Origin of the sequence: Pseudoalteromonas sp. MM17-2, assembly GCF_022347945.1 — a bacterium.
Taxonomy (GTDB): Bacteria; Pseudomonadota; Gammaproteobacteria; order Enterobacterales; family Alteromonadaceae; genus Pseudoalteromonas; species Pseudoalteromonas ruthenica.
Window position 1 is genome coordinate 1 of record NZ_JAKRFV010000023.1, and the last position, 21,076, is coordinate 21,076.

Sequence of the window (21,076 nt, forward strand, 5' to 3'; positions counted from 1 at the left end):
AGAGACGCCCACACCTGGCTCTAAAATACAAAACGCCCGATGAAGTACATCAGGCGTTTTAATCAAAATAAGTGTCAACTTATTTCAGGACTAGTCAATCGCCCATAAATTTCATCGCCTGCAACAAGTTACTGTAATCATCGCGCCATACAAAGGGTGTGGTTGTACTTGGCCAAGGAGATTGACTAGAACGCAGCGATGCCAAACGTTCACTGCTGCGGCTAAGCACGACCCAGCGTACATCGTGACCATGGCGCTGTTGCGATTTGCTTTCGTTGTAAACAATGGCTAATTCAAAATGCTCAGCCAAGCCACGCATCAAAGGTGTTAAATCTAAATGGGTATTGGAAATATGCACCGCCAGCAAGCCGTTATCTTTGAGATGACTAAGATACAGGTCGGTGGCCTCTTGTGTTAGCAAATGCATGGGGATGGCATCGCCGCTAAAGGCATCCAGCACCAGTGCATCAAAGCGCTGCGCGGGTTGCTGCGATAAGGTCACGCGACCATCACCTAAGTGATAATGCTGCTGCGCAGCTGAAGCGTTTAAGTAACTAAATTGGCTTTTAGCCGTTGCCATTACATTGGGGTTAAGCTCGTAGAAATGGTAGTGATCGCCTGGCTTGCCATAAGCAGCCAACGTCCCCGCTCCCAAGCCGATAAAACCGACTTTGGCGTTTGCCGAGAGCTGTGAGAGCATTTGCCCGACCAAGGTTTGCTGTCGGTAGTAACTCTGTGGCTCGCCTTGTCCTGGACCGCTCAACACTTCCACACCGTGGGTGGTGGTGCCATCAATCAGGCGTCGTTCAACGCGGTTGTCGATATTAACTTCAGTCACGGTTAACAAGCCGTAAAAGTTGCGCAAACGGGTAATATCATTACTTTTAAACTGACTGTCTAGCCACAGAAATAACAGCGCCGAGATGGCCACGCCAATAACAGCACTGCCAGCTAACCATGGCGATCTTTGGTGCTGCTTATCAAGTAGCACGGCGACAGCAAACAGCATCAAGGCCATGGCAATGGCTAATGGGTATTCGTAATACAAGGTGAATATGAGGGGCGCAACAAAGGTGATGGCCGCCGTGCCCAAGGCCCCGCCTAGGGCCATTAACAAGTAAAACTGGGTGAGATAATCGGTATTAGGTTTGGCTTTAACCAGCTCACCATGGCACACCATGCAAGCGGCAAACAGCACTAAGGAATACAGGACTACTTGGCTGACAATATCGAACTGGCTGCCAATGAAGAACAAAAAGCAGGCGATAAGCGCGCACACCGAAAGGGTCGCCAACCAAAATACCCGATGGTAAAGCTTGGTTGAGTGGAAACATAAAACAAAGGTAAGCAAATACAACGCCAGCGGTAAAAGCCATAAAAACGGCACCGGGGCGACATTTTGCGTAATGGCGTTGGTGCTGGCAGTGAGTATCATCACCCCACAGCCGCTCAGGGCTAACCATAGTAACCATTTGTGATGAAGCCCGCCACGAAACGCACTTTGCTCGGTAGTACCTAAACGCTTCGCCTGATTGTAAAAGCGTGCCATATAACCGTAAAAAACGACGCCAAATGCCACAAATAACCCACTCCAGAGCCACGATTGATGGCCTAAAGCGAACCAAGGCTCAATAGCAAAGGGGTAAGAAAGTAGGGCTAAAAACGAGCCAATATTAGAGTAGCTATAGAGTTTATAGGCATGCTCGTTATTGACCTTTGCCTGCCAGCTTTGCATCAATGGGGCCGTTGCAGCGAGGGCAAAGTAGGGTAAGCCTACAGCAATACTCAGTTGCAATAACACCTGCCAAGCTGGGTGAGCACCTGGGGCGGCTAAGGCTTGGGTGCCAATCGGTAATGCTAGAGCTCCTACGAGCAGCAGCAAGCCGTGGACAATAAACTGATTCTTTAACTTAAAGCGGCTTGAGAGTAGGTGCGCATAGCCGTAACTGGCCAATAAAAAGGCTTGAAAAAACAACAGGCAAGCGGTCCATACTTGAGTGCCGCCGCCAAAGCTTGGTAACAGCATTTTGGCCATGATCGGCTGGACTTGAAACAGTAAAAAAGCACTGAGAAATACAAGAATAATTGCAAGCATAGGGGGTGAATGAGTACGTGAGCGAAAAAACGCCCGCTAATGTACCATGTTTAACCATAATGGGGAAAAGGAGCTGCACAATCGCTCATGTTGCTCTTGCTTTGGCCTATACTCAAGCAGGATGTCTCAATCACAACAGGGAAACGCTATGAAATGTATACTGTTACTCGCTGCATTGATGTTTACTCACAGCGGTTTAGGTGCACAAGCTAAGTTATTGGAGAGTTTATCCAAAGCACGCATTATTGAGCTCAATCATGTGTGGGATCATAACTCCCCGCTTTTGAGTTTTAATCCCCCTTATGCCTTGGCGCTGATGGATAATCATCAAGATACCCAAGGGATGATCCCCGAGCTCTCTTTTGCCGCCGACATTATGTATTTTAGCGGCCAGCATGGCGCGCCCAACCTTGATGCCATTGGCCATATTGGCCACAATGGCCAGGCCTATGGTGGCATCAGCACCGATGATATCGATGGCGCTCGGGGCCTTAAGGAACTTGGCATTGAGCAATATCCTCGCGAGCGCTTACTTAATCGTGCCGCGTTACTTGATGTGGCGCGTTTTAAAGGCGTGTCACACTTACCTGGCGGATACGAAATTACCGTAAAGGATTTGCAGGATACAGCCAAAGCACAACAGGTTCGCATTAAGGCTGGTATGTCGGTGTTGATCCGCACCGGTTTTGGCCAGTTTTTTAATACTGACAATGCAACTTATCTCGGGCCTCGCCCAGGCCCAGGGCAGAGTGCGGCACAGTGGCTAGCACAGCAACACGTATTCTTAGCAGGCGCTGATCAACTGAGTTTCGAGGTGGTGCCTGAGAGTGGAACGCGGTTTCCCGCACACCGCATTTTACTCGCACAACATGGTATTTATATTGTTGAAAACCTTAACTTAGAAGCGCTCAGCGAGGCGCTTGCAAAGGGCAAAAGCAATGAGTTTATGTTGGTGCTAAACCCGCCTCGTGTTCGTGGAGCTACGGGAATGGCGGTGAACGCTTTTGCTATTTTGCCTTAGGTAAACATATTTGTGCTAATGCCCCACCTTGAGAGTGGTTTGTAAGTGTTAACTCACCGCCTTGAGCCCTAATTATCTCTCTGCTCAATACTAATCCAATGCCAGTGCCTTGGGTTTTGGTGGAGTAAAATGGCACAAATAGGTTATCGGGATTATCTATGCCAGGGCCATTATCATACAGCTTGAGTTGCCACTGGTTGTGCTTACTAATCGCTAAGCGTATGCCTTCGGTGCCGCTAAGGGTATTGGCCTGCTCGGCATTACGCACCAAATTAAGCAACGCTTGCTCCAGTTGCTCTGGGTCGATTAATAAACGGCCGGTGTGGCTTTGGCAGTCAATGTCTATGTGCGGCAGCAGCACCTGTAAGCGGCTAACCAGCTCGGTGATTGGTATCGCTTGCAGTTGCGGTTGTGGCAGCTGCGATAGCTTTGAATAACTGGCAACAAAGTTGAGTAGATGTTGCGCGCGTTTTTCTATCACCTCAAGCATTTGCGCTTGCAATGAGTGCGCCTGTTGCTGCTCGCGCAGCGACTGGGTTAACGAATAAATTGGCGTCAGCGAGTTACGCACTTCATGATTCAGTACCTTGACCAACTTTTGCCAGGCCTCTTTTTCGGTGCTTCTTAGGGGCTGTTCAATCGACACATAAACCAAAAGTTGATAATGACGAGCGCCTCGCTTTAGGCTATGACAGTCAATTTTGTAGCGTGTTTGATGCTGCCCTTGATGCAACTGCCATTGATTCTGATAACGATACAAGCCAAGTTCTTTGGTCGCTACTCCTAGCAGTGAGTCTTGATGATAGTGGGCTAATGCCGCTGGGTTAGCATGATACACCTGAGCATGGCCATCAAGCACCACCACCGGCGAGTGCAGCTCGTTTACCAAGTCAAACACAAAGCTTTCGTGGTGCGCGTATTCTGCACGCTTATTACTAATGCGGGTGGCAATGCGGCGCAAATCCTCTTTCAAAGCATAAATGCGCCCATGTCGATACCGGGCAAAATGCCACACCGTAAATTCCTCATTTGCGAGGCTATCTAGCTGCACCGCGACGCTATCAAAAGTGTCGAACACGGTTTGATACAAACTACAGAGTGCCCAAATACAGGGGCCTAAAACCAGCAATAGCAGTGTTACTTGGCTCAGTATATCCAATTGCAGGTAAACACCGACGGCCAATAACAGTGCTAATAGGGTGCCTATCGGGATGGCTGCAAGGATGATAAAGCGTCGCTCTAAAGAGCTTGAGCGCGCCATTATTGGTTGCCCAGCTGATATTTATCTAAGCGTCGGTACATGGCGGATTTGCTCAACCCTAAAAACTCACCGGCGGCGACCACATTACCGTCAAAATGAGCGATGGCATTGCTGATCATGCGTTTTTCGGCTTCCTCTAAGTTCATTAGCGGTAGGCTCGAATCAATATCTTGGTGAGGTTGCAAGGCGATATGCTCAGCGCTGAGGCTATCAGTGTCGCTCATGATCACACTGCGCTCCAACACATGTGAGAGCTCGCGCATGTTTCCTGGCCACTGATAGGCGCTAAGTTTGTCTAGGGCACAGCGGTTTAAGGTTTTTACAGACAGCTGGTAACGCTGGCAGTGGATGCGAATAAAATGCTCGGCAAGGCTGGCGAGCTCGTCACTGCGTTGGCGCAGCGGCGGCAAAGTAAGGACCAAGGTATTGAGTCGGTACAGTAGGTCTTGGCGAAAATCACCGCCAGCAATGGCCGCTTGTAAATCCGCATTAGTGGCAGAGATCACCCGCGCATCGCTGTGCAAGGTGGTGGAGCTGCCGAGCACTTCGTATTCGCCACTTTCTAATACTCGTAATAACTTCGCTTGCAGCGCCAGGGGTAGGGTGCCTATTTCATCTAAAAACAAAGTGCCCGATTGCGCTAGGGTAAAGCGCCCGGTACGCGCTTCTTTGGCATCGGTGAACGCGCCTTTACTGTGGCCGAATAACTCACTTTCGAAGAGGTTCTCCGGGATAGCGGCCATATTGACGCTGACAAAGGGCGCATCAGCTTTATCGCTATGCTGGTGGATGAGCTTGGCCAGCATACTTTTACCGGTACCATTCTCACCGGTAATGAGTACATTGGCGTTGGTTGCAGCAATACGCTTGGCGTTTTCAATCAAGGTTTGCGTCTTTTTGGAAAAGGCTAGAAAGCAGTCATCGGCATCGCTACTGTCATGAGGCAAATGCTTGCGCACAGCATTGACTAAGCGGCGGTTTTGCCAAGGCTTTTCAACAAAATCACAGGCTCCTAATTGCATTGCTTTGACGGCTAATTCGACATTGGCATAGGCGGTGATCACCACCACTGCGATGCGTCGGGAAGATTGCCGTAAGCTATCGAGAAAGGCCAAGCCTTCTTTGCCAGAGGTGGTGTCTTTGGTGAAATTCATATCCAGTAAGACTAAATCAACCTGATGGCGGTTAAGCTGGCTGAGTGCGGCGGTGGGAGAGTCAGCTTCTATGCAGTGGTGATTATCACTTTCAAGCGCAATGCGGGCGCTTAGGCGCACATCGCTCTGATCGTCAATTATAAGTATACGTGCCATGTACAGGGTATTCCTAATAACTAAGGGGCGCAGGGCCCCTGATTCTTTATTGTTGTTTTAATGCCGCCATGGGCTTGTCGTGTATTAGTTGTCGCATGGGCCAAATGACCGAAGCCAGTGCGAAAACGATAATTGCAGCGCTGACGAAAAGCAACCACAGCGGATTGAGAGACAGCCACAGCATCACCGACTGTTGAAATAGGATGTAACCGCCCAAGGATACTCCTAGGGCCAATAAAAATGCAGCAACCAACGGCATAATAGTATCCTTAATAAGTTGACGGTATAACAACTTACGCTTGGCTCCCAGGGCCATGCGCATACCCAGTTCATAACGACGTAATCTGAGGTTGTAACTGAGCACCCCATAAATACCAATACCGGCGAGCAACAGGGTAAATATGCCCAGTGCGGTGCACAGCATTAAGGTCACTTTGTCTAAATGGGTGATGGCTGCGTATTGCTCCTCTAAAGACTTAAAAGTCCATATGCCGGCACGGTTACTGACCTGCTGCATGGCTTGAAATACTGTTTCTCTTTGCAGCTGCTGGCCGGGCTGCATCTCTATCATGATCGCAAAGCCATAAGGCTGAGCAGGCCACCATAAATGCCGTCCTAGGTCCTCATCATAGAACTTGGGGTGGTTAAAGTTTTCGGTGATGCCAACCACTTCTACTGGGTTGTCAGGGTCGAAGCTGTAAAACTTTTCGCCAATCAGTGAGCCTTCCGGCTTAAGCAAATCATTCACCGCTTTGGTGACCAAGAACTCATGCTTTTCGCCGCGAATAGCCGCCTCACTAAAATTACGGCCCTCAATAATTTTCAGCCCGGTAAATTCGAAGTAATCTTGGCCAACCCAAGTTTGCGGGATGAAAATAGAGCCTTTGCCGGACATATCGGTAATGGTGCTGGCGCGTTTGCCTCTATCAACTGGGCTTTGCCCGTGTGCAACCGCTTTGACTCCGGGAATTTGCTCTGCGGCGTGAAGGAATTTTTGTAAATCATCGTAGCGTTTACTGAGCTCATCCCGATTTTTTTCGATAAACACCATCACCTGGTAAATGTTATCAACTCGACTGCCCAGTGGCCGCTGCAATGTTTCTACACTCTTGTGTAGCACCATGGTCGCCGTTATCACTAAACTGGTGGCGAGGAACAGCTGAATAGCAATCATCCATTTTACGGTGCGCATGCTGACTTGGCTGACCGCGCCTTTGCCAGAAGACTGTACCTGTGAGCGTAACTGCTTAAAGTTAATCAAGCGACTGGTGATCCATGCAAAGAGTAGGGCTAATAGGATGCAGAGAATCAGTGCGCTGGAAACCACGGTAATATCAATGCCGACGGTGTGAACCAGTGGCAAATGCCCGCTGCTCACCCACTTAAAGAGCTTCACGCCCCAGGCGGCGATAAATAAGGCGATGGCCACAGCGAAGGCCATAAGCACGAAGGTTTCACTTAAAATACTGGCAAAGAGGGTTTTACGTTTAGCCCCTAACACCGCTTGCAATGCCAGTGTTTTATGTTTGGCCACGGCGCGGGCGATAAATAAATTGCTGACATTTAACAGCGCAATAAGCACTAAACCTGTGACCCCGGCAAGGAGCATAATCGCCAAATCGTCGTTGTCGCCCAATTCGGCTTGGCGAAAGGGAGTAACAATGGGTTTGAGGTCATCCAGTTCATCAAATTCCTCTTTCCACTGCGCTTTAATTTCCTGAATACTTTGGTAAAGCTCGGCTTCAGTTGACGCTTTGGTGGCCCCGGGCTTAAGCACGCCCACTAGTTTCATGCCCCGAAATAGGTTCCACCAAGCGCTTGGGTTGTCTTCGTTAAAGTAGCGCGCATCGGCGCTAAATTTGAACCACAGCTGATTGTCACCCCGGTTGAACATATAGGGATCTTGGTAGTTTTTGGCAACCACACCGACAATGCGATAGTGCTTATCTAGCTTCACCAAGGTTTGGCCAATCACGTTTTCATCGCCGCCGTAATAACGTTGCCAAAAGTCATAAGAGATCAGCACTTCATCCAGCGGCTCCTGCACACGCTGTTGTCGGCTCATATGCTGTCCTAATGCTAAAGGCACACGAAATAGCTCAAAGTAGCCGTCACTGGCATAGGTGATGGCGATACGTGGCTCCCCGGGCAGGTTACTGATGACATCTTCACCGGAATTCACTAAGGCCTGGCGGCTAAAAGAGGTTTGTGTTTCATACCAATGCAGCACCGATTGAAAACTTTGAAACCCCGGGCTGTTGTAATCCGGGTAGATATTGTCTTGCTCAACAATGACTAAACGTGATTCTTGTTCAACATTGAGGGGCGCCACAAAATAGCTACTGAATAGGCTCATCACCACGAAAAAACACGCCAGAGTGATGGCTAAGGTTGCGACCACCGCAGCAACAAAACCGGGCGTTTGGCGCAGCGACAGCAGAGCCATATGTAAATGCATGCGTAAGCGGGTCATCATACGGCCTCCAGCTCGGTATTGGCCTCATTGCGTAGGCCTGCATCACGGTGCATCATTTCGCCATCGAGTAATTTAATTTGCTTTTTGGCGTAACCGGCATAGCGGGGGTCGTGGGTGACCATGCATATGGTGGTGCCTTGTTGGTTTAGCTCGCTCAACAAAGCCATTACCGCATCGCCATTTTTAGAATCGAGGTTGCCGGTTGGCTCATCGACCAGCAAGATACTGGGTGTGCCCGCCAGCGCCCGAGCGATGGCGACACGCTGCTGCTGACCACCACTGAGTTGGTTTGGGCGATGCCCAGCGCGGTGGCTGATCTCCACTTGGGCGAGCGCTTGCTCCACACGTTGGCGTATTTCACCTTTACTTAAGGCCGGCTCGCGGTACTGCAAGGGTAAAGCTACATTGGCAAAGACACTCAGCTCATCGATAAGGTTAAACGATTGAAAAATAAAACCTATATGCAAGTTTCTAAGTTCGGCTTGGGTATCCATATCGAGGCTTTGGGTATCCACGCCCTCAATGTAATAGCGGCCAGCGCTAATATCATCGAGCAGCCCCATTAGGCTCAACAGGGTGGATTTGCCACAGCCAGAAGGGCCGCTGATGGCAACATAATCGCCTTTATAGATTTTAAGGTCGATATTGCGTAGCGCATGGGTTTCGACATCGTCGCTGGTGTATACCTTCGACACTTGTTGTAATTCAATGATTGGCTTGGTTTGCATAATGACATCCTGTTAATGGGAAACGGTTGTTAGTTTTTGTAAGTGTATGTATTCGCCCATATCCGAAATCACAACTTGAGTGCCTGCGGGCAACGCGCTGCGTAGCTCTATGCTGTCTCCTGCGAGTTTACCAAACTCCAGCTCGGCTTGGACTAATTGATTTGCGGCGGGGTCAACGATAAATAACGGACGCGTTTGCTCGGCATCGACATAACTAGGGCGGCGCAAGTGCCGAGCATGTTCTAAGGTATCGGTGATGATCTCGCCTTCGATGGTCAACGCCGGACGGGCGTTGCTAGGTAAATCCGCTGCCAGCTCCAGTTCGATGGCAACGCGACCGTCACGGACAATAGGGTCGATGCGGCTGACCTGTGCAGCTACTGTATCTGTAAAGGTATCGATGATCGCTTGCTGGCCGACCACGATCTGACTGGCATCGCGCTCGTTGACCAGCAAATCGGCTAGCAATTCATGTTCACTGCCAACCACGGCCAACGGTGCGCCCACTTGGACCGATTGACCTTGTTCCACCTGCAGTTGTTGCAGCATGCCATTGATGCCGGCACGCACCTGTAATTTGTCGACATCGGCTTGGGCACTGGCAAAGGCTAAACTAAATTCCTCAACCAATTCACTTTCAACATCTAAGCGCTTTTGATGTAAAGCCTGCATCTGCTGCATTTGTTGTTCGCTCAACGCTACCCGCTCACTCAGCTGCGCAACGCGTAGCTGCGAGCGCTTATGATCAAGCATCGAGACGATGCCCTCGGCTATAAGCAGGCCCTCAGCTTGAGCGCGCAACTTGGCTCCGGCGAGCTCGCTTTTTAGCAAGGTGAGGTTACCTTGGGCAGTGAGTTGCTCGCTTTGCTGGGCAAGCTTTAATGCCTCAAAGTTGGCTCGTTGTCGTGCTAAAGCAAGACGAGCGCGATTTAATTGCTGCTCCAAGCTTGGGTTGCTAAGGCGTAAAATAATATCGTCTTTGGTGACGCGTGCGCCGGGGCGTAATACCACCTGCTCAACTTGGGCTTGATGGTTGGCGGTTAAAAACCGTGTGTATTTAGAGCGCAGTTCGCCATACCCCGACACCTGCATATTGAGAGGGCCTTGCTGCACGGTGGCAAGCGTCAGGGCATTGAGGTCAATGCTTTGGCTGCGCCATGAAAAGCCGATACTCGCCATTACGATGATCAGAACAGCCAAGGCTGCCCCATAGATAAAAGGCCGGCGCGAGGAGGTTTTGTTTTTCGCTAAGCTGTGCTTGATGTCCATAGATGACAACAGGTTAATGAATACGATACCTAGCCTTTAGCGAAAGCCATGCCAGTTTTTAACACTTTGAAATGTATAGGTATTTTATGTGTATGGCACTGGTTTTTCCCACCTGTGGGAGAGCGCAATAGTAAAAGTGGGAATAGAGTGACTCATCAAAGGGAGCGAATGAGCGGCTTTAGCCCCGTGCAGCCGCTGCATCGTATAATACTGGTTATTCAATTAGCTGTGTCGATACATTAGGTTAAAACCAAGGGCACCATGCTCATAATGGTCAGAACGCACAAGGTGGCGTAAAAGGTGCGTGTACGCTTTTCAGTCGTCAGTAGGGCCGCAGCCTTTTTACCGAGCCACACCCAACAAAGATTAGCGAACAGCCCGACGATGATAAATATGGTGATAATACACGCCACTGACAGCCAATAATGAGTGCTTTGGCTAAAGCTTGCAATGACGGTCATACTGGCGGTCCAGGATTTGATATTTACACATTGGAATACCGCCGCCTGGGTTACAGAAAATGGACTGCTATTGCTAGGTGTGTTGCCTATCTTTTGGTGACGCAGCATTGCCAAAGCCAGCCAGAGCATATACCCCAGCCCTAGATATTTTAGTGTGGCAGCCAGTATGGGGCTTGTTGTTAGAATGGAACTGAAACCGCTGGCGCATACTAACAGCATGACACTCAGACCCAAACGAATGCCTAATAAATGTGACAAGGTTTTACGTATCCCAAACTGGGCTCCAGAGCCGGCGAGCAACAGGTTATTGGGCCCTGGCGTGATTGCAACAAAAAGCGTAAATAGGGCTAAAGAAAACATAACGGTTAAGGTCATAGCGGCTCCTGTATGGGTGAACGAGCCTATGCTAAGCAATTTTGCAGGCAAAGGGAGAGTATTGATGCGTCACCATGACATTTAAACTATTCACTTTACCGCAGCCCTCACATATTCTTGTTAGTTAATAAAAGTGTCTGGGTAACATTGGAGGCAGGGTGCTCCCGCAAATGCATGGGCGCAAAGGCCCAAAATATAAAGCGTTGGCTGAAGCCTACGTGGATATGATTGATAACGGTGAAATCAAAGCGGGAACTAAGCTTCCCTCACAGCGTATCCTTTCTTACCAATTAGGGGTTACCGTAGGCACAGTCACGCGCGCTTATCAGGAGCTGTCTTTATTAGGCAAAACGTTGTCAGTAGTGGGCAGCGGCACTTATGTTAAGGAAGCTCTCAGTGCTGACAGCTATTACCATCCCCTTGATTCTCAGCAGGGCATCGATCTGTCGTTGTGTCGACCACTGATCGTCAGCCAACAGCAGCACCTACATAACGCTTTGCAGCAGATGCTGGGACAACCACAAGCACAATCAGCCATCTTGGATTATTTCAGTGCCGATGGTTTGTGCGGCCACAGTGATACCTTGCGACAGTGGCTTAATCAGCGTTGGCATAGCAAGTTAACGCCAGAGCGGGTGCAATGGACATATGGGGGCCAGCATGGTTTAAGCGTTATCCTCCAAGCTTTGACTCGCAGTGGCGATACGGTGCTCACTGAGGGGTTATGCTATGGGGAGTTTATTCATAGTTGTGCGCAACTAGAGCGCCGTATTCAGCCCGTGGCGATAGACGAGCAGGGCTTGGTAGCAGAGGATTTATTACTGCAATGTCAGCGTCATCGGCCACGATTGCTATACCTTACTCCTAATGTTCAAAACCCAACGGCGGTGCAGCTTAGTGCGCAACGTCGTCTGGAAATAATTGATATTTGCCGGCGCTTTGATGTATTGATCATCGAAGATGGCGTGATGTACTGCCCACCAGAACAGCGGCAGCTGCCGCTCGCTAGCATAGCGCCTGATATTACTGTTTATGTTGGCAGCTTCTCTAAATACTTTGCCGGTGGTGTTCGTGTCGGCTATTTAGTGTTGCCAGCTAATTTACGGGTGCCGCTATTAAAGGCACTTCGCTCCACGTGTATGCATGTCAGTCCGATACTTATCGACCTTATTTGCCGCTGGTTATGTAGCGGTGCCATGGCGGAAGTTGATAACCACATTGCTATGGAACTGCGGGCTCGCTACCGGATTCTAGCGCAACATCTAGAGCGCCCTGCAGATCACGTTGTCCAGGGCTTCAATTATTGGTTAACACTACCGCCACAGCATCAAGCCGAGCAGGTTACTAAACAATTATATGAGCTCGGAGTGAGGGTACGCTCGGGACAACAGTTTTGCGTTGGCGGTTATGGCCAGGCTAACGCCATTCGACTTTCGCTGACCGGGCCAAAAACCCGCGATGAGTTGCGTGCAGGGTTAGAAATCGTGCGCTCCTGTGTGCGTTAGTCGCACAATGAGAGTTCGGTAGATATGACGCGCGAAATCCGTACGCTTTAAGGTGGGAGTATGCTGAGAGCGATAAACTGTAAACCCCCTTTCCATTACCCAAGCGCGAAGCAGAGTTATCTATAGATTTTCAACATAGAAATGAAGAGGCTTTTTGGGCGATTTCAGCGCTGAGCGCTCTTGGTGCCTTATAAATTGAAAGCCTTAGCGGCAGTTGTGCTGTTTTAAAGAAGAAAAAGGAGCCAATGCTCCTTTTTTGTGTAATACCTAGTTTAATAACAGCTCATGCAATACTTTGAGCTCATTGGCATTTAATAAAGAGAGCCACAGCTCACTATTGAAGCTCAAGTTATACCATTTCTGGTTCCAACCGCCATGGCACCCGTAAGGAATCAGCTTGATGTTGGTGCGATCAAAGTCCAAGCACTTACTGGTTGAGGCGTTTTTAATAACCCAAGGGTTGGTTGCATTAAATAGCCACTGTTGGGCGGTATTGCTGGTTGAGCATGATGTTAGATTGACACCACTACCCACCTGCTCGGCGCATAGCCAAGGCGTGGCGACTGGATGTAGGCGACCTAAATCATCAAAGACCCATTGCGTGCGTTGGCCTTGATTATCGTCAGTGCGGGCAACTAACTGCACATTGCTTCCTGCGTTACCATCGTGACTAAAAAAGTAGTTATTACCATGTATCTCACTGCCTGATAATGTCAGATCACGGCTATCGCTCAACCCTTCGGCTAACAAGTGCGCTAGCACGCGTTGCTTGAAGGTCGGTGTGTCTAACCCTTGAGCTTGGGCATGGACAATGAGCGCGCGCAGGCCTTGCACCGCTGCTTCCAAGTTATGAATACGTGTTAACTTGGCACGGCTAGACTCACTCAAATTAGGTAATAGCTCCGTTAGTTCATAGCTTGCCACTTTATTGGCAACACTGGCAGGTAAGAAGCTTGAATCCTCGCTTAGCGCCTGTAGCTCGGCCTCGATTTCTTCGAACTCGCGATCTTTCAATTGCTTAAAGCCGTGTTCTTGACCAACCTGGGCAACGACTGGTAACTCAGGAATAAGCCCGTTGAACTGAGTGCGAGTGAGTTCTATATCAGTGCCATCTCTGCGGCAAGTGAGCACCGCTTGGGTGGGCTTAAATTGCGCCTCTATATTAAAGTGCAACTGGTTGATGGAATTACTCGCATGGCGTGTTGCTGATACTTTGATCTGCCGCTGCTCACCGGCCGCATTACTGACACTCACCCAGCATTGATCGTCGCTCGCACTCAAATCGGGCGCTGGTAAATCGTATATATTACCGTAATTGCCATGAAACACTGGGTAGATGAGAGCGTTATTGCCATCAGGGTCGTATCCCCCAAGAATCGTCGCCACCGGGACTCCTACCTGTACAGGCGCTGGATGTGAGGAAATGTGCTGTGTGTAAGTGCCGCTGTCACTATCCCATTTTTTGTAGCCAGACTCGTAGTTAGCATCCGGTACAGGGAAGCCAGCGACATTATTTTGAATAATACGAGCCGTAAATCCGGTGTAATAGGTATACACAGAGAAAGGCGAATTCTCCCACCCGCCAGACATGGCGTCTTTATGAAAGCCAAAGGTATTATCGCTGTTAATAGTCGTGATATTGGCACGCATACGTTTGCGATGAGCTATCCATCCCCAGCCACTGTCACTGTGGTGCACAGCCCAGCGTCCATCGGTGGTCAGTCCTTGCCCAGGGTAGTGGCCTAGGCCATAAGCGTGGCCCCATTCGTGGCTGGCCTCATTGCCCCATGAGGAAACAAGAGTACCAATTCCGTTACCGCCACTTAAGCCGTGTTTGATACGTCCGTTAGTGTATTGTCCCCATGCGTGATGGTTGGTGATTTGCTTGAACACATGGCTGTAGCGTTGGTTCATACTGTTGCTGGTATAGCCATAATCGGCCATATTTATGCCCACACTGACTTGAGATTTTGCAACATCGCCACGCATATCACCGGAGTAAATGCCGCCCTCAACAGCACTCGACACATCACGCTCTTTGTCGTAAATGGTGCCATCGCGAATGATCACTTTATCCAGTTCTTGGCCGTCGTAGCTAGCGAGTACGAGACTGGAGATAGGCAGCGTTTGAAAATAGTCGGTGGCAGCAGAAACAGGATCGCGCAGTGTCCAATGACCATTGCTTTCATCGTAGTATGTCAGCATTCCCAAGCGAATACTTTTAAATACCATATGCGAAGCATCAGCGATATCAATACTGTCCGCGCTCAGAGTACCTGAAGCTTGCCCGGAGGAGAACTCAATAGAGAGTCCATTTCTAACATGCTGCCAAGGTAAAATGGCCCACCAAGCATTAGTGGAATAGGCGACACCGTCACCGCCTTGAAAGTCAGCGCGAGGCAAGGTGTTGGGATGATTCAAATTAAGGTCTAAAACGGCTTGACCATCCAAGGCTATTTTGGCGCTGACACCGTCAATGTTTTCGCCATCATGCGGTAAAAAAAGTATCAAAGCTTCACGCTGAGCAACCACACTCGGCATGTACCGAGACAGTGTTTCATCACTGCTGTTGCGCTGATAATTATTGTTAGGTGCGACTGCATGTGACTGCACAAATTGAATTTCTGCTGCCAGCTCACCACTTAGATCATTCCTAAGCTGGCGAGGCTGGTAACTGTAATCGCGAGCATAGAAATCGATAACATCGCGGCTTAGATAGGTATTGTGGTCTTCAATTGCTATCTCGCCGCTAAACAGCCATTGCTGCTCGTCAGAAGCCACTTTTACTTCGATGTTAAACACCCCAGGGTGGGTTGGTTTGCCCGTCACCGTATGATGTTGTGGGTCATAGCTTAGCCAAGAGGGGATGTTTAGGACTTCATAGCTGTAGTCGCCACTGGGTAGTGCATAGTTTACCTGTGCGTAATACGCCGCTGTCGTAATGCCCGAAGGTAAGTTTAAGGGTTTGTTGATTGTCTCGGCTTTCGCTTTTACCTGCAGCTCACCGCGATACAGATAAACTTTGTCATCACCGGTGACGCGAATCGCGACAGGACTACTCCCTGCACTCAATGGCACGCCAGATAATACCTGCGTTTGCGCATTAAAATTAAGCCATCCCGGAGCGTGCTCAAGCTCATAGCTGTACTGCGCTGATGGCAGTTGAAAATCAACAGTATGACTGTAAGCTTGCCCTTCATCAGCCATGGGTAGAGCAAGCGGTTTGGTAAGCTCTGTGGTTGTTCCAGAGACGTCTACTTCACCGTATAGACGCCATGCCTGTAGGCCATTGCTGGCGAAGATAACCACATCTTGACTGCTACTATTGCTAACAACCCCGGACAGACGCAACGAGGCGGGATCGAACGATGCCCAAGAAGGCAATGTTTTTGCTGTATAAGTGTAGTCACCGTCAGGCAAAGAAGCTGAAATGGTATGCTCATAATTTTCTCCCACCGAGGCAGAGGGCAGAGTCAGTGCCACCGACTGAGCTTCAGTCACTTGAATCACGCCCTTGAAGAAGAAAGTCTGCTCATTTTGATACGCATTAAGGGCAAACTCATAAACGCCCGCAGAGGTCGGCGTGCCGGACAAGCGCAGCTCTGAGGTGTTAAATTGCAACCATTGCGGCTTGCTCGTGACCTGGTAGTCATAGTTTCCAGCAGGTAACGCAAGATCTAAGTGGTGTGAGTAAGGTTCATTTTTGATGCCGTTAGCAAGGGTAATGATGGTGGCTGCGTTATCGCCATGAGGTTGAATCGGGATAACCCCAGAGAGACGCCAAACATGGGCGTGGTCGGTGGCATCGATAACAACGTTATACAGGCCTTTATTGCGCGGAACGCCTTTGAGAATGCGTGTTTGCTCAGAAAAAGATAGCCAATTGGGTAGCGTCTCGGCACTAAATGTATAGTCGCTTTGGGGTAAATCAAAGGTCAGCTGTTGCTCATAAGTCGCGCCGATTAAACCACTGGCAAACGCCATTGGCTTAGCGATTAGAGTGCGCACTGGCAAGGTCGATTCAAATCGCCACGTAGCCTGAGTGCCCTCTGCGACAATCACGAATTGAGCTAGTTCGTTGCTAGAAGCCGTGCCACTGAGTGTAAGTGTTTGCGAATCGAAACTTAACCAGTCAGGCAATTGCTCTGCACTATAAGTGTATTGCCCCTCGGGTAAATCTAAAGTGAGCTGATAGGAATACGGCTCATTAGTCATGGCTCCTGCTAAATTCAAAGTCTCAGTGTTAATAGGCTGAGCAGCTTGCACTTGCAGATAACCACTGAAACGCCAACGGTTGTCATCGGCACTTACATTTATTACTACCTGTTCTTTACCAGCGGCTTGTGGCGTGCCCGAGAGCACCATAGTGGCCTCGTTAAACGTGGCCCAGCTGGGCAGGGATTCCACTTCATATTGATACGCAGCGTCAGGTAATTGGAAGGCGATTTTTTGCGTATATTGAAGCCCGACTTGGGCGTCATTGAGGCGCAATGATTTTTCTATTACTGCCGTATTATTACCACCTTGCTCGGTATTCTCCTCTGGCGGAGGGGTTGGTTCTGCGCTGGCCTCACTATCGCCACCGCCACAGCCCGCAAGTGTTATTAAAGCAAGGACAAAGAATGTTGTTTTAATTGTTATGTTCACAACTTAATCCAATTCAAAGTTCCAAAAAAAGGAAATGTATTGAATAGAGTTATGAATCTATAGTCAAAAGGTTTTACCTTTTTTGCAATAAACCAATACTAAAGTATATGCTTAATAAGCATTTATTTTACAACTGCTTACTACTTTTTGGTTGAAAAAAGGGCAGTGCTGATTCGTTAACAAGTGGTGAGTTGCTGAGCGTTTTATAGTGAAGTGAGTGTGTATAGGTAACAAAGTGTTTACTTTGTCATTAAAGAAAGGCGCTGAATAAAGTAAGTGTCAAAGGCGGGCTGGGTTGCCCGCACTGGGCGTTATTTTAATTTAAAAACACCCACAGCCACGCAGATAGCACCGCCGACCATGCCAATCCATGCCTCTATTGGGGTGTCGCCACTAAAAGTACGGGTTAGCTGAGCCTCTACTGCATCATAGACGTTATAACCCCAGGCAACTAAGGCAACACCGACCACGATTAAAATAATGCCAAGAATTTTGCCATTCATAAATGAACTCCATTGTTATTGATTATTGTTCATTGAAGCGAACAAGCATTCGCTTACTTGATATTCAGTGTATGCAATGCAGATGAATGTGCAATGTATTTAATGTTTTAAATGAACCGTGCTATCTTTTTGTATATTAACACTTTTCAATTCTTGCACCGCTCATGCCTGAGATGGTGTCGTTTTTACGATAAGGGACCATTATTTTCAGCATTAATCTAGACGCTTTGCAGGCTTTCACCCGAGGCTATTTAGCGATATTTTTCACTTGCGTGGCTGTGTTTTACACATTGCGCATCGTGCTTTCAAAGCGCAAACATGGCGAAGAGTTGATTTTTCCTGGGCAAGCCTATTGTGGCGACTGGTGGAATCACATGGCCTTTCGGGTGTTTCGCATCACTATTTGGTTAGTGTGCCTGATCCGCTGGCCTTGGCCGCAAGCGGATAGTTATCTTGGAATTTTGCAACCGCTATATCAAAACAGTGTTGTTGTTATCATCGGCACCGTATTGATGACCGGCGGTTTTGTGAGTGCGGCGCTGATTAACCTAAACCTTAATCGTCACTGGCGCAGTGGTATTGACCGCCAAGGGCCGCAGCTGCTGCAAACCCAAGGGGTTTATAGCATTTCCCGTAACCCTATGTTTGTTGGGGTTGGCATAGCGCAGCTAGGCTTTTTTATGGCTTTGCCTTCGGCGTTTTCACTGTTGTGTCTTATTGTCGGTTGGCTCACTTTGTATCGACAAACCCAGGCTGAAGAGGCGCATTTATGTTCAGTATTCGGTGAGCGTTACCGAACTTATCAACGCCAAGTACGGCGCTGGATATAAAAAGAAAGCGGCGCAAGGCCGCTTTCTTTTTATAAGCGCTGATTAAGGGCAACTGATGGTTGCACCTTTATCGGTTTTTTTCTGCAGCCGAATATCGGCAACGCTGACTATCAACTTGCCTTGCGTCGTAAGCTCAAACGGCACTACGGTGTGGGCAAGTTTAAACCCTTGTTTAGTAAAGCATTGGCTATCAATACTGAGCGCCCGCCACGTATTAGCGGGCAGGGTACGCAGTTGCTCAGTGATATCGACTTCGCTGTGGCATGCGCCCGGTGTGTCGCCTTCGCTCTCACAATTCATGATCACCTTCACCGCAGCACTAGGTGCTTGTTCAACCATGACCTGCATGCTCAATACCGCCTCGCTGCCTAGCTTGGCTTGTAAGTCTTCGCGGAAATAGCTTTCGCTGGCTAGGCGCATGCCCGCGCGAGCGCTGCCATCAAAGCTTAGCTTGCGGGCATCTTCTTGCACTTGTTTATCAATAGTGCGATAGCTCAGTGCGCCCAAGGTGTGAGTATTGGCACTCACAGGGAGCACTTGTTCGCCAGAATAAAGCGCCATCTGCCACGGTTTTTGCACGGTACCAGTAAATAGGGCAACATCGTGTTGTTGTGCGCCCTCGGTGCTAACTTGCTCATTAAGCTCATCGCTTAAGACGTTGTCATCGCCATAGCTGAGGCCAAAACCATAAGGTAGCAAGGGCTGATAATCGCTATCACCGCGATTAACAATCTGTGTGGGGGCTTTTGGCCAGGAGTAGCTCAACCGACCGCTAAAATCGTATTGCACCTGGTCTTGAGCATCGCGAAACAGCACATCGGCCACCGCTTGGCCTTCTGAGCCCGGTAGCCAAGCAGCTACGAAAGCATCAGAGGCATTGAGCTCGGGGTTGACCCACATAGGTCGGCCACTGATAAACACTGAAACGACGGCAATGCCTTGTTGTTTGAGGCGTTTAAGCAGCGCTAGATCGCGCTTATCGCCGCTCTGGTACTCCAGTGTTGCACGGTCGCCATGACCCTCGGCATAGGGGTCTTCGCCAAATACCACAATAGCCACATCAGGCTTTTGTTGGTAGCTACCATCAACGCTGAGTACGGCCTGCCCACCACCTTGTGTAATTTGGGCTTGGATTCCATCCCAAATAGACGAGCCGCCTGGAAAGTCTTTATTCTCGTTGTTTGTGCCCTGCCAAGTGATGGTCCACCCTCCAGACTGCTTACCGATATTGTCGGCAGCGTCGCCAGCAACGAGCACCCGCTGTTGCCTTTTGAGCGGCAGCAACTGGCCTTTGTTCTTTAGTAACACCAGCGATTCCCGTACCGCCTGACGCGCTACTTCGCGGTGCGCCTGCTGACCAATCAAATCGGTGTTATTGGCGAACTGGCGTTGAGCTGGGCTAGGCTTGGAAAATAATCCGGCCCGCAGCTTCACCCGAAGGATGCGACGCACCGCATCATCGATACGGCTGGTGGCAATTTCACCGCTTTTTACCTGCGCTAAGGTGTTGTTGTACAATGCTTTCCAATCACCTGGCACCATAAAGATATCCAGTCCGGCATTGATCGACTGAGCACAGCTGTCGTTACTACAGCCCTTTACTTGGCCGTGACCATTCCAGTCTCCGACAACAAAGCCATCAAAGCCCATCTTTTCTTTTAGTACTTCAGTAAGCAGATATTTGCTGCCATGAATCTTTTCGCCATGCCAACTATTAAAAGAGGCCATCACTGATTGCGCCCCGGCGTTTAAACCGCCAACATAGCCGCCAGCATGAATGTTAAAGAGCTGCTCTTCAGAGCTGATGTTATCACCCTGGTCGTCGCCATTAACGGTGCCGCCATCGCCAACAAAGTGCTTTACTGTGCTGATCACTTGGCCTTCACCCAAAAAGCCCTCGCCCGGTTTGCCTTGTAAGCCAGTGACAATCGCATGGGCGTAGTCACGAATTATTTCTGGGTCTTCCGAGTAACCTTCATAAGTGCGGCCCCAGCGATCATCTCGCACTGCCGCTACCGTTGGCGCAAAGACCCAATCGATACCCGTTGCCAGCACCTCTTTGGCGGTGATACGGGCAATCTTTTCTATGAGTTCAGGGTTATTAGCGGCGCCAAGACCAATGTTATGCGGGAACAAGGTCGCACCAATCACATTATTGTGACCATGCACCGCATCGGTGCCCCACATCGTCGGTATGGTGCTGCCATCAAGCGAGTCATCTACAGAGGCTTGATACATTTTTTCAGCGAGCGCAACCCAATCACTGACCTTGGCGTGCTTGTCGTTATTAGGGAAGGCACCGCCACCATTGAGGTAAGAGCCAAACCCGTAGCGACGCATGTCTTCAACGCTGATGTCACGGATCTCTGGTTGGATCATCTGCGCGATTTTTTGCTCCAGCGTCATACCCGCCAAAATCTTTTCAACTTGCGCTTCCACATCGTGATGTTCAGCCACGGTGCTTTCGCTTTTTGGCCAAATTGCGTCGTTATTGGTTGGTGTAGCGACTGAGCCACTGGTGTGTGGTTGCTCAGAGCAAGCACCAAGTACCAATGCCGCCACGCTGACGGCTAGATATTTTATTTTACCTGTCAT

Annotated in this window: 13 protein-coding genes; 3 read left to right on the plus strand and 10 right to left on the minus strand. The window is 49.4% G+C overall.

What is annotated here, in order from left to right; genetic code table 11:
• Positions 1–94: 94 nt before the first annotated feature.
• A complete protein-coding gene (locus MHM93_RS16300; protein WP_239449841.1) occupies positions 95–2,095 on the minus strand; it encodes a fused MFS/spermidine synthase in 2,001 nt (666 codons plus the stop codon).
• Between the two features lie 148 nt (positions 2,096–2,243).
• Between MHM93_RS16300 and MHM93_RS16305 the strand changes: the two genes are divergently transcribed.
• Entirely contained in the window at positions 2,244–3,116 is an 873-nt protein-coding gene (locus MHM93_RS16305) for a cyclase family protein (RefSeq protein ID WP_239449842.1), read from the plus strand.
• Here the strand turns inward: MHM93_RS16305 and MHM93_RS16310 are convergent.
• From MHM93_RS16310 to MHM93_RS16335, 6 genes are all read right to left on the minus strand, one after another.
• Positions 3,103–4,377 carry an ATP-binding protein gene (locus MHM93_RS16310; RefSeq protein ID WP_239449843.1) on the minus strand — a complete coding sequence of 425 codons (1,275 nt, stop codon included), beginning with the start codon at positions 4,375–4,377 and terminating at the stop codon, positions 3,103–3,105. The genes MHM93_RS16305 and MHM93_RS16310 overlap by 14 nt on opposite strands.
• Positions 4,377–5,687 (minus strand): sigma-54 dependent transcriptional regulator, encoded by a 1,311-nt coding sequence (locus MHM93_RS16315; protein ID WP_239449845.1) that lies wholly within the window; start codon positions 5,685–5,687, stop codon positions 4,377–4,379. Before MHM93_RS16315 ends, MHM93_RS16310 begins: the two co-directional genes overlap by 1 nt.
• 46 nt (positions 5,688–5,733) lie before the next feature.
• Positions 5,734–8,163, minus strand: coding sequence for an ABC transporter permease (locus tag MHM93_RS16320; protein WP_239449846.1), 2,430 nt, complete (start codon positions 8,161–8,163; stop codon positions 5,734–5,736).
• Positions 8,160–8,891, minus strand: coding sequence for an ABC transporter ATP-binding protein (locus MHM93_RS16325; RefSeq protein ID WP_239449848.1), 732 nt, complete (start codon positions 8,889–8,891; stop codon positions 8,160–8,162). Before MHM93_RS16325 ends, MHM93_RS16320 begins: the two co-directional genes overlap by 4 nt.
• A gap of 12 nt (positions 8,892–8,903) precedes the next feature.
• On the minus strand, positions 8,904–10,160 hold the full coding sequence (locus tag MHM93_RS16330) for an HlyD family efflux transporter periplasmic adaptor subunit (protein ID WP_239449849.1): 1,257 nt from the start codon (positions 10,158–10,160) through the stop codon (positions 8,904–8,906).
• 239 nt (positions 10,161–10,399) lie between these two features.
• On the minus strand, positions 10,400–10,996 hold the full coding sequence (locus MHM93_RS16335) for a LysE family translocator (protein WP_239449850.1): 597 nt from the start codon (positions 10,994–10,996) through the stop codon (positions 10,400–10,402).
• A 158-nt stretch (positions 10,997–11,154) separates the two neighbouring features.
• Here MHM93_RS16335 and MHM93_RS16340 point away from each other — a divergent pair, with 158 nt between their 5' ends.
• Positions 11,155–12,501, plus strand: coding sequence for a PLP-dependent aminotransferase family protein (locus tag MHM93_RS16340; protein WP_239449851.1), 1,347 nt, complete (start codon positions 11,155–11,157; stop codon positions 12,499–12,501).
• 267 nt (positions 12,502–12,768) lie between these two features.
• Here MHM93_RS16340 and MHM93_RS16345 read toward each other — a convergent pair whose 3' ends face one another.
• Positions 12,769–17,148, minus strand: coding sequence for a putative Ig domain-containing protein (locus tag MHM93_RS16345; protein WP_239449852.1), 4,380 nt, complete (start codon positions 17,146–17,148; stop codon positions 12,769–12,771).
• 311 nt (positions 17,149–17,459) lie between these two features.
• Complete coding sequence (locus tag MHM93_RS16350; protein WP_022944803.1) at positions 17,460–17,651, minus strand: DUF3185 family protein; 192 nt, start codon at positions 17,649–17,651, stop codon at positions 17,460–17,462.
• A gap of 278 nt (positions 17,652–17,929) precedes the next feature.
• Here MHM93_RS16350 and MHM93_RS16355 point away from each other — a divergent pair, with 278 nt between their 5' ends.
• Positions 17,930–18,481 (plus strand): isoprenylcysteine carboxylmethyltransferase family protein, encoded by a 552-nt coding sequence (locus tag MHM93_RS16355; protein ID WP_239449853.1) that lies wholly within the window; start codon positions 17,930–17,932, stop codon positions 18,479–18,481.
• 42 nt (positions 18,482–18,523) lie between these two features.
• Here the strand turns inward: MHM93_RS16355 and MHM93_RS16360 are convergent, their stop codons facing one another.
• The gene (locus tag MHM93_RS16360) at positions 18,524–21,076 is read right to left on the minus strand and encodes an exo 1,3/1,4-beta-D-glucan glucohydrolase (RefSeq protein ID WP_239449854.1); all 2,553 of its coding nucleotides are present in this window, start codon (positions 21,074–21,076) and stop codon (positions 18,524–18,526) included.

Excerpts from the sequence above, each read along its gene's own strand:
- MHM93_RS16300 (WP_239449841.1), bottom strand. The coding sequence starts at position 2,095 with ATGCTTGCAATTATTCTTGTATTTCTCAGTGCTTTTTTACTGTTTCAA.
- MHM93_RS16305 (WP_239449842.1), top strand. The coding sequence starts at position 2,244 with ATGAAATGTATACTGTTACTCGCTGCATTGATGTTTACTCACAGCGGT.
- MHM93_RS16310 (WP_239449843.1), bottom strand. The coding sequence starts at position 4,377 with ATGGCGCGCTCAAGCTCTTTAGAGCGACGCTTTATCATCCTTGCAGCC.
- MHM93_RS16315 (WP_239449845.1), bottom strand. The coding sequence starts at position 5,687 with ATGGCACGTATACTTATAATTGACGATCAGAGCGATGTGCGCCTAAGC.
- MHM93_RS16320 (WP_239449846.1), bottom strand. The coding sequence starts at position 8,163 with ATGATGACCCGCTTACGCATGCATTTACATATGGCTCTGCTGTCGCTG.
- MHM93_RS16325 (WP_239449848.1), bottom strand. The coding sequence starts at position 8,891 with ATGCAAACCAAGCCAATCATTGAATTACAACAAGTGTCGAAGGTATAC.
- MHM93_RS16330 (WP_239449849.1), bottom strand. The coding sequence starts at position 10,160 with ATGGACATCAAGCACAGCTTAGCGAAAAACAAAACCTCCTCGCGCCGG.
- MHM93_RS16335 (WP_239449850.1), bottom strand. The coding sequence starts at position 10,996 with ATGACCTTAACCGTTATGTTTTCTTTAGCCCTATTTACGCTTTTTGTT.
- MHM93_RS16350 (WP_022944803.1), bottom strand. The coding sequence starts at position 17,651 with ATGAATGGCAAAATTCTTGGCATTATTTTAATCGTGGTCGGTGTTGCC.
- MHM93_RS16360 (WP_239449854.1), bottom strand. The coding sequence starts at position 21,076 with ATGACAGGTAAAATAAAATATCTAGCCGTCAGCGTGGCGGCATTGGTA.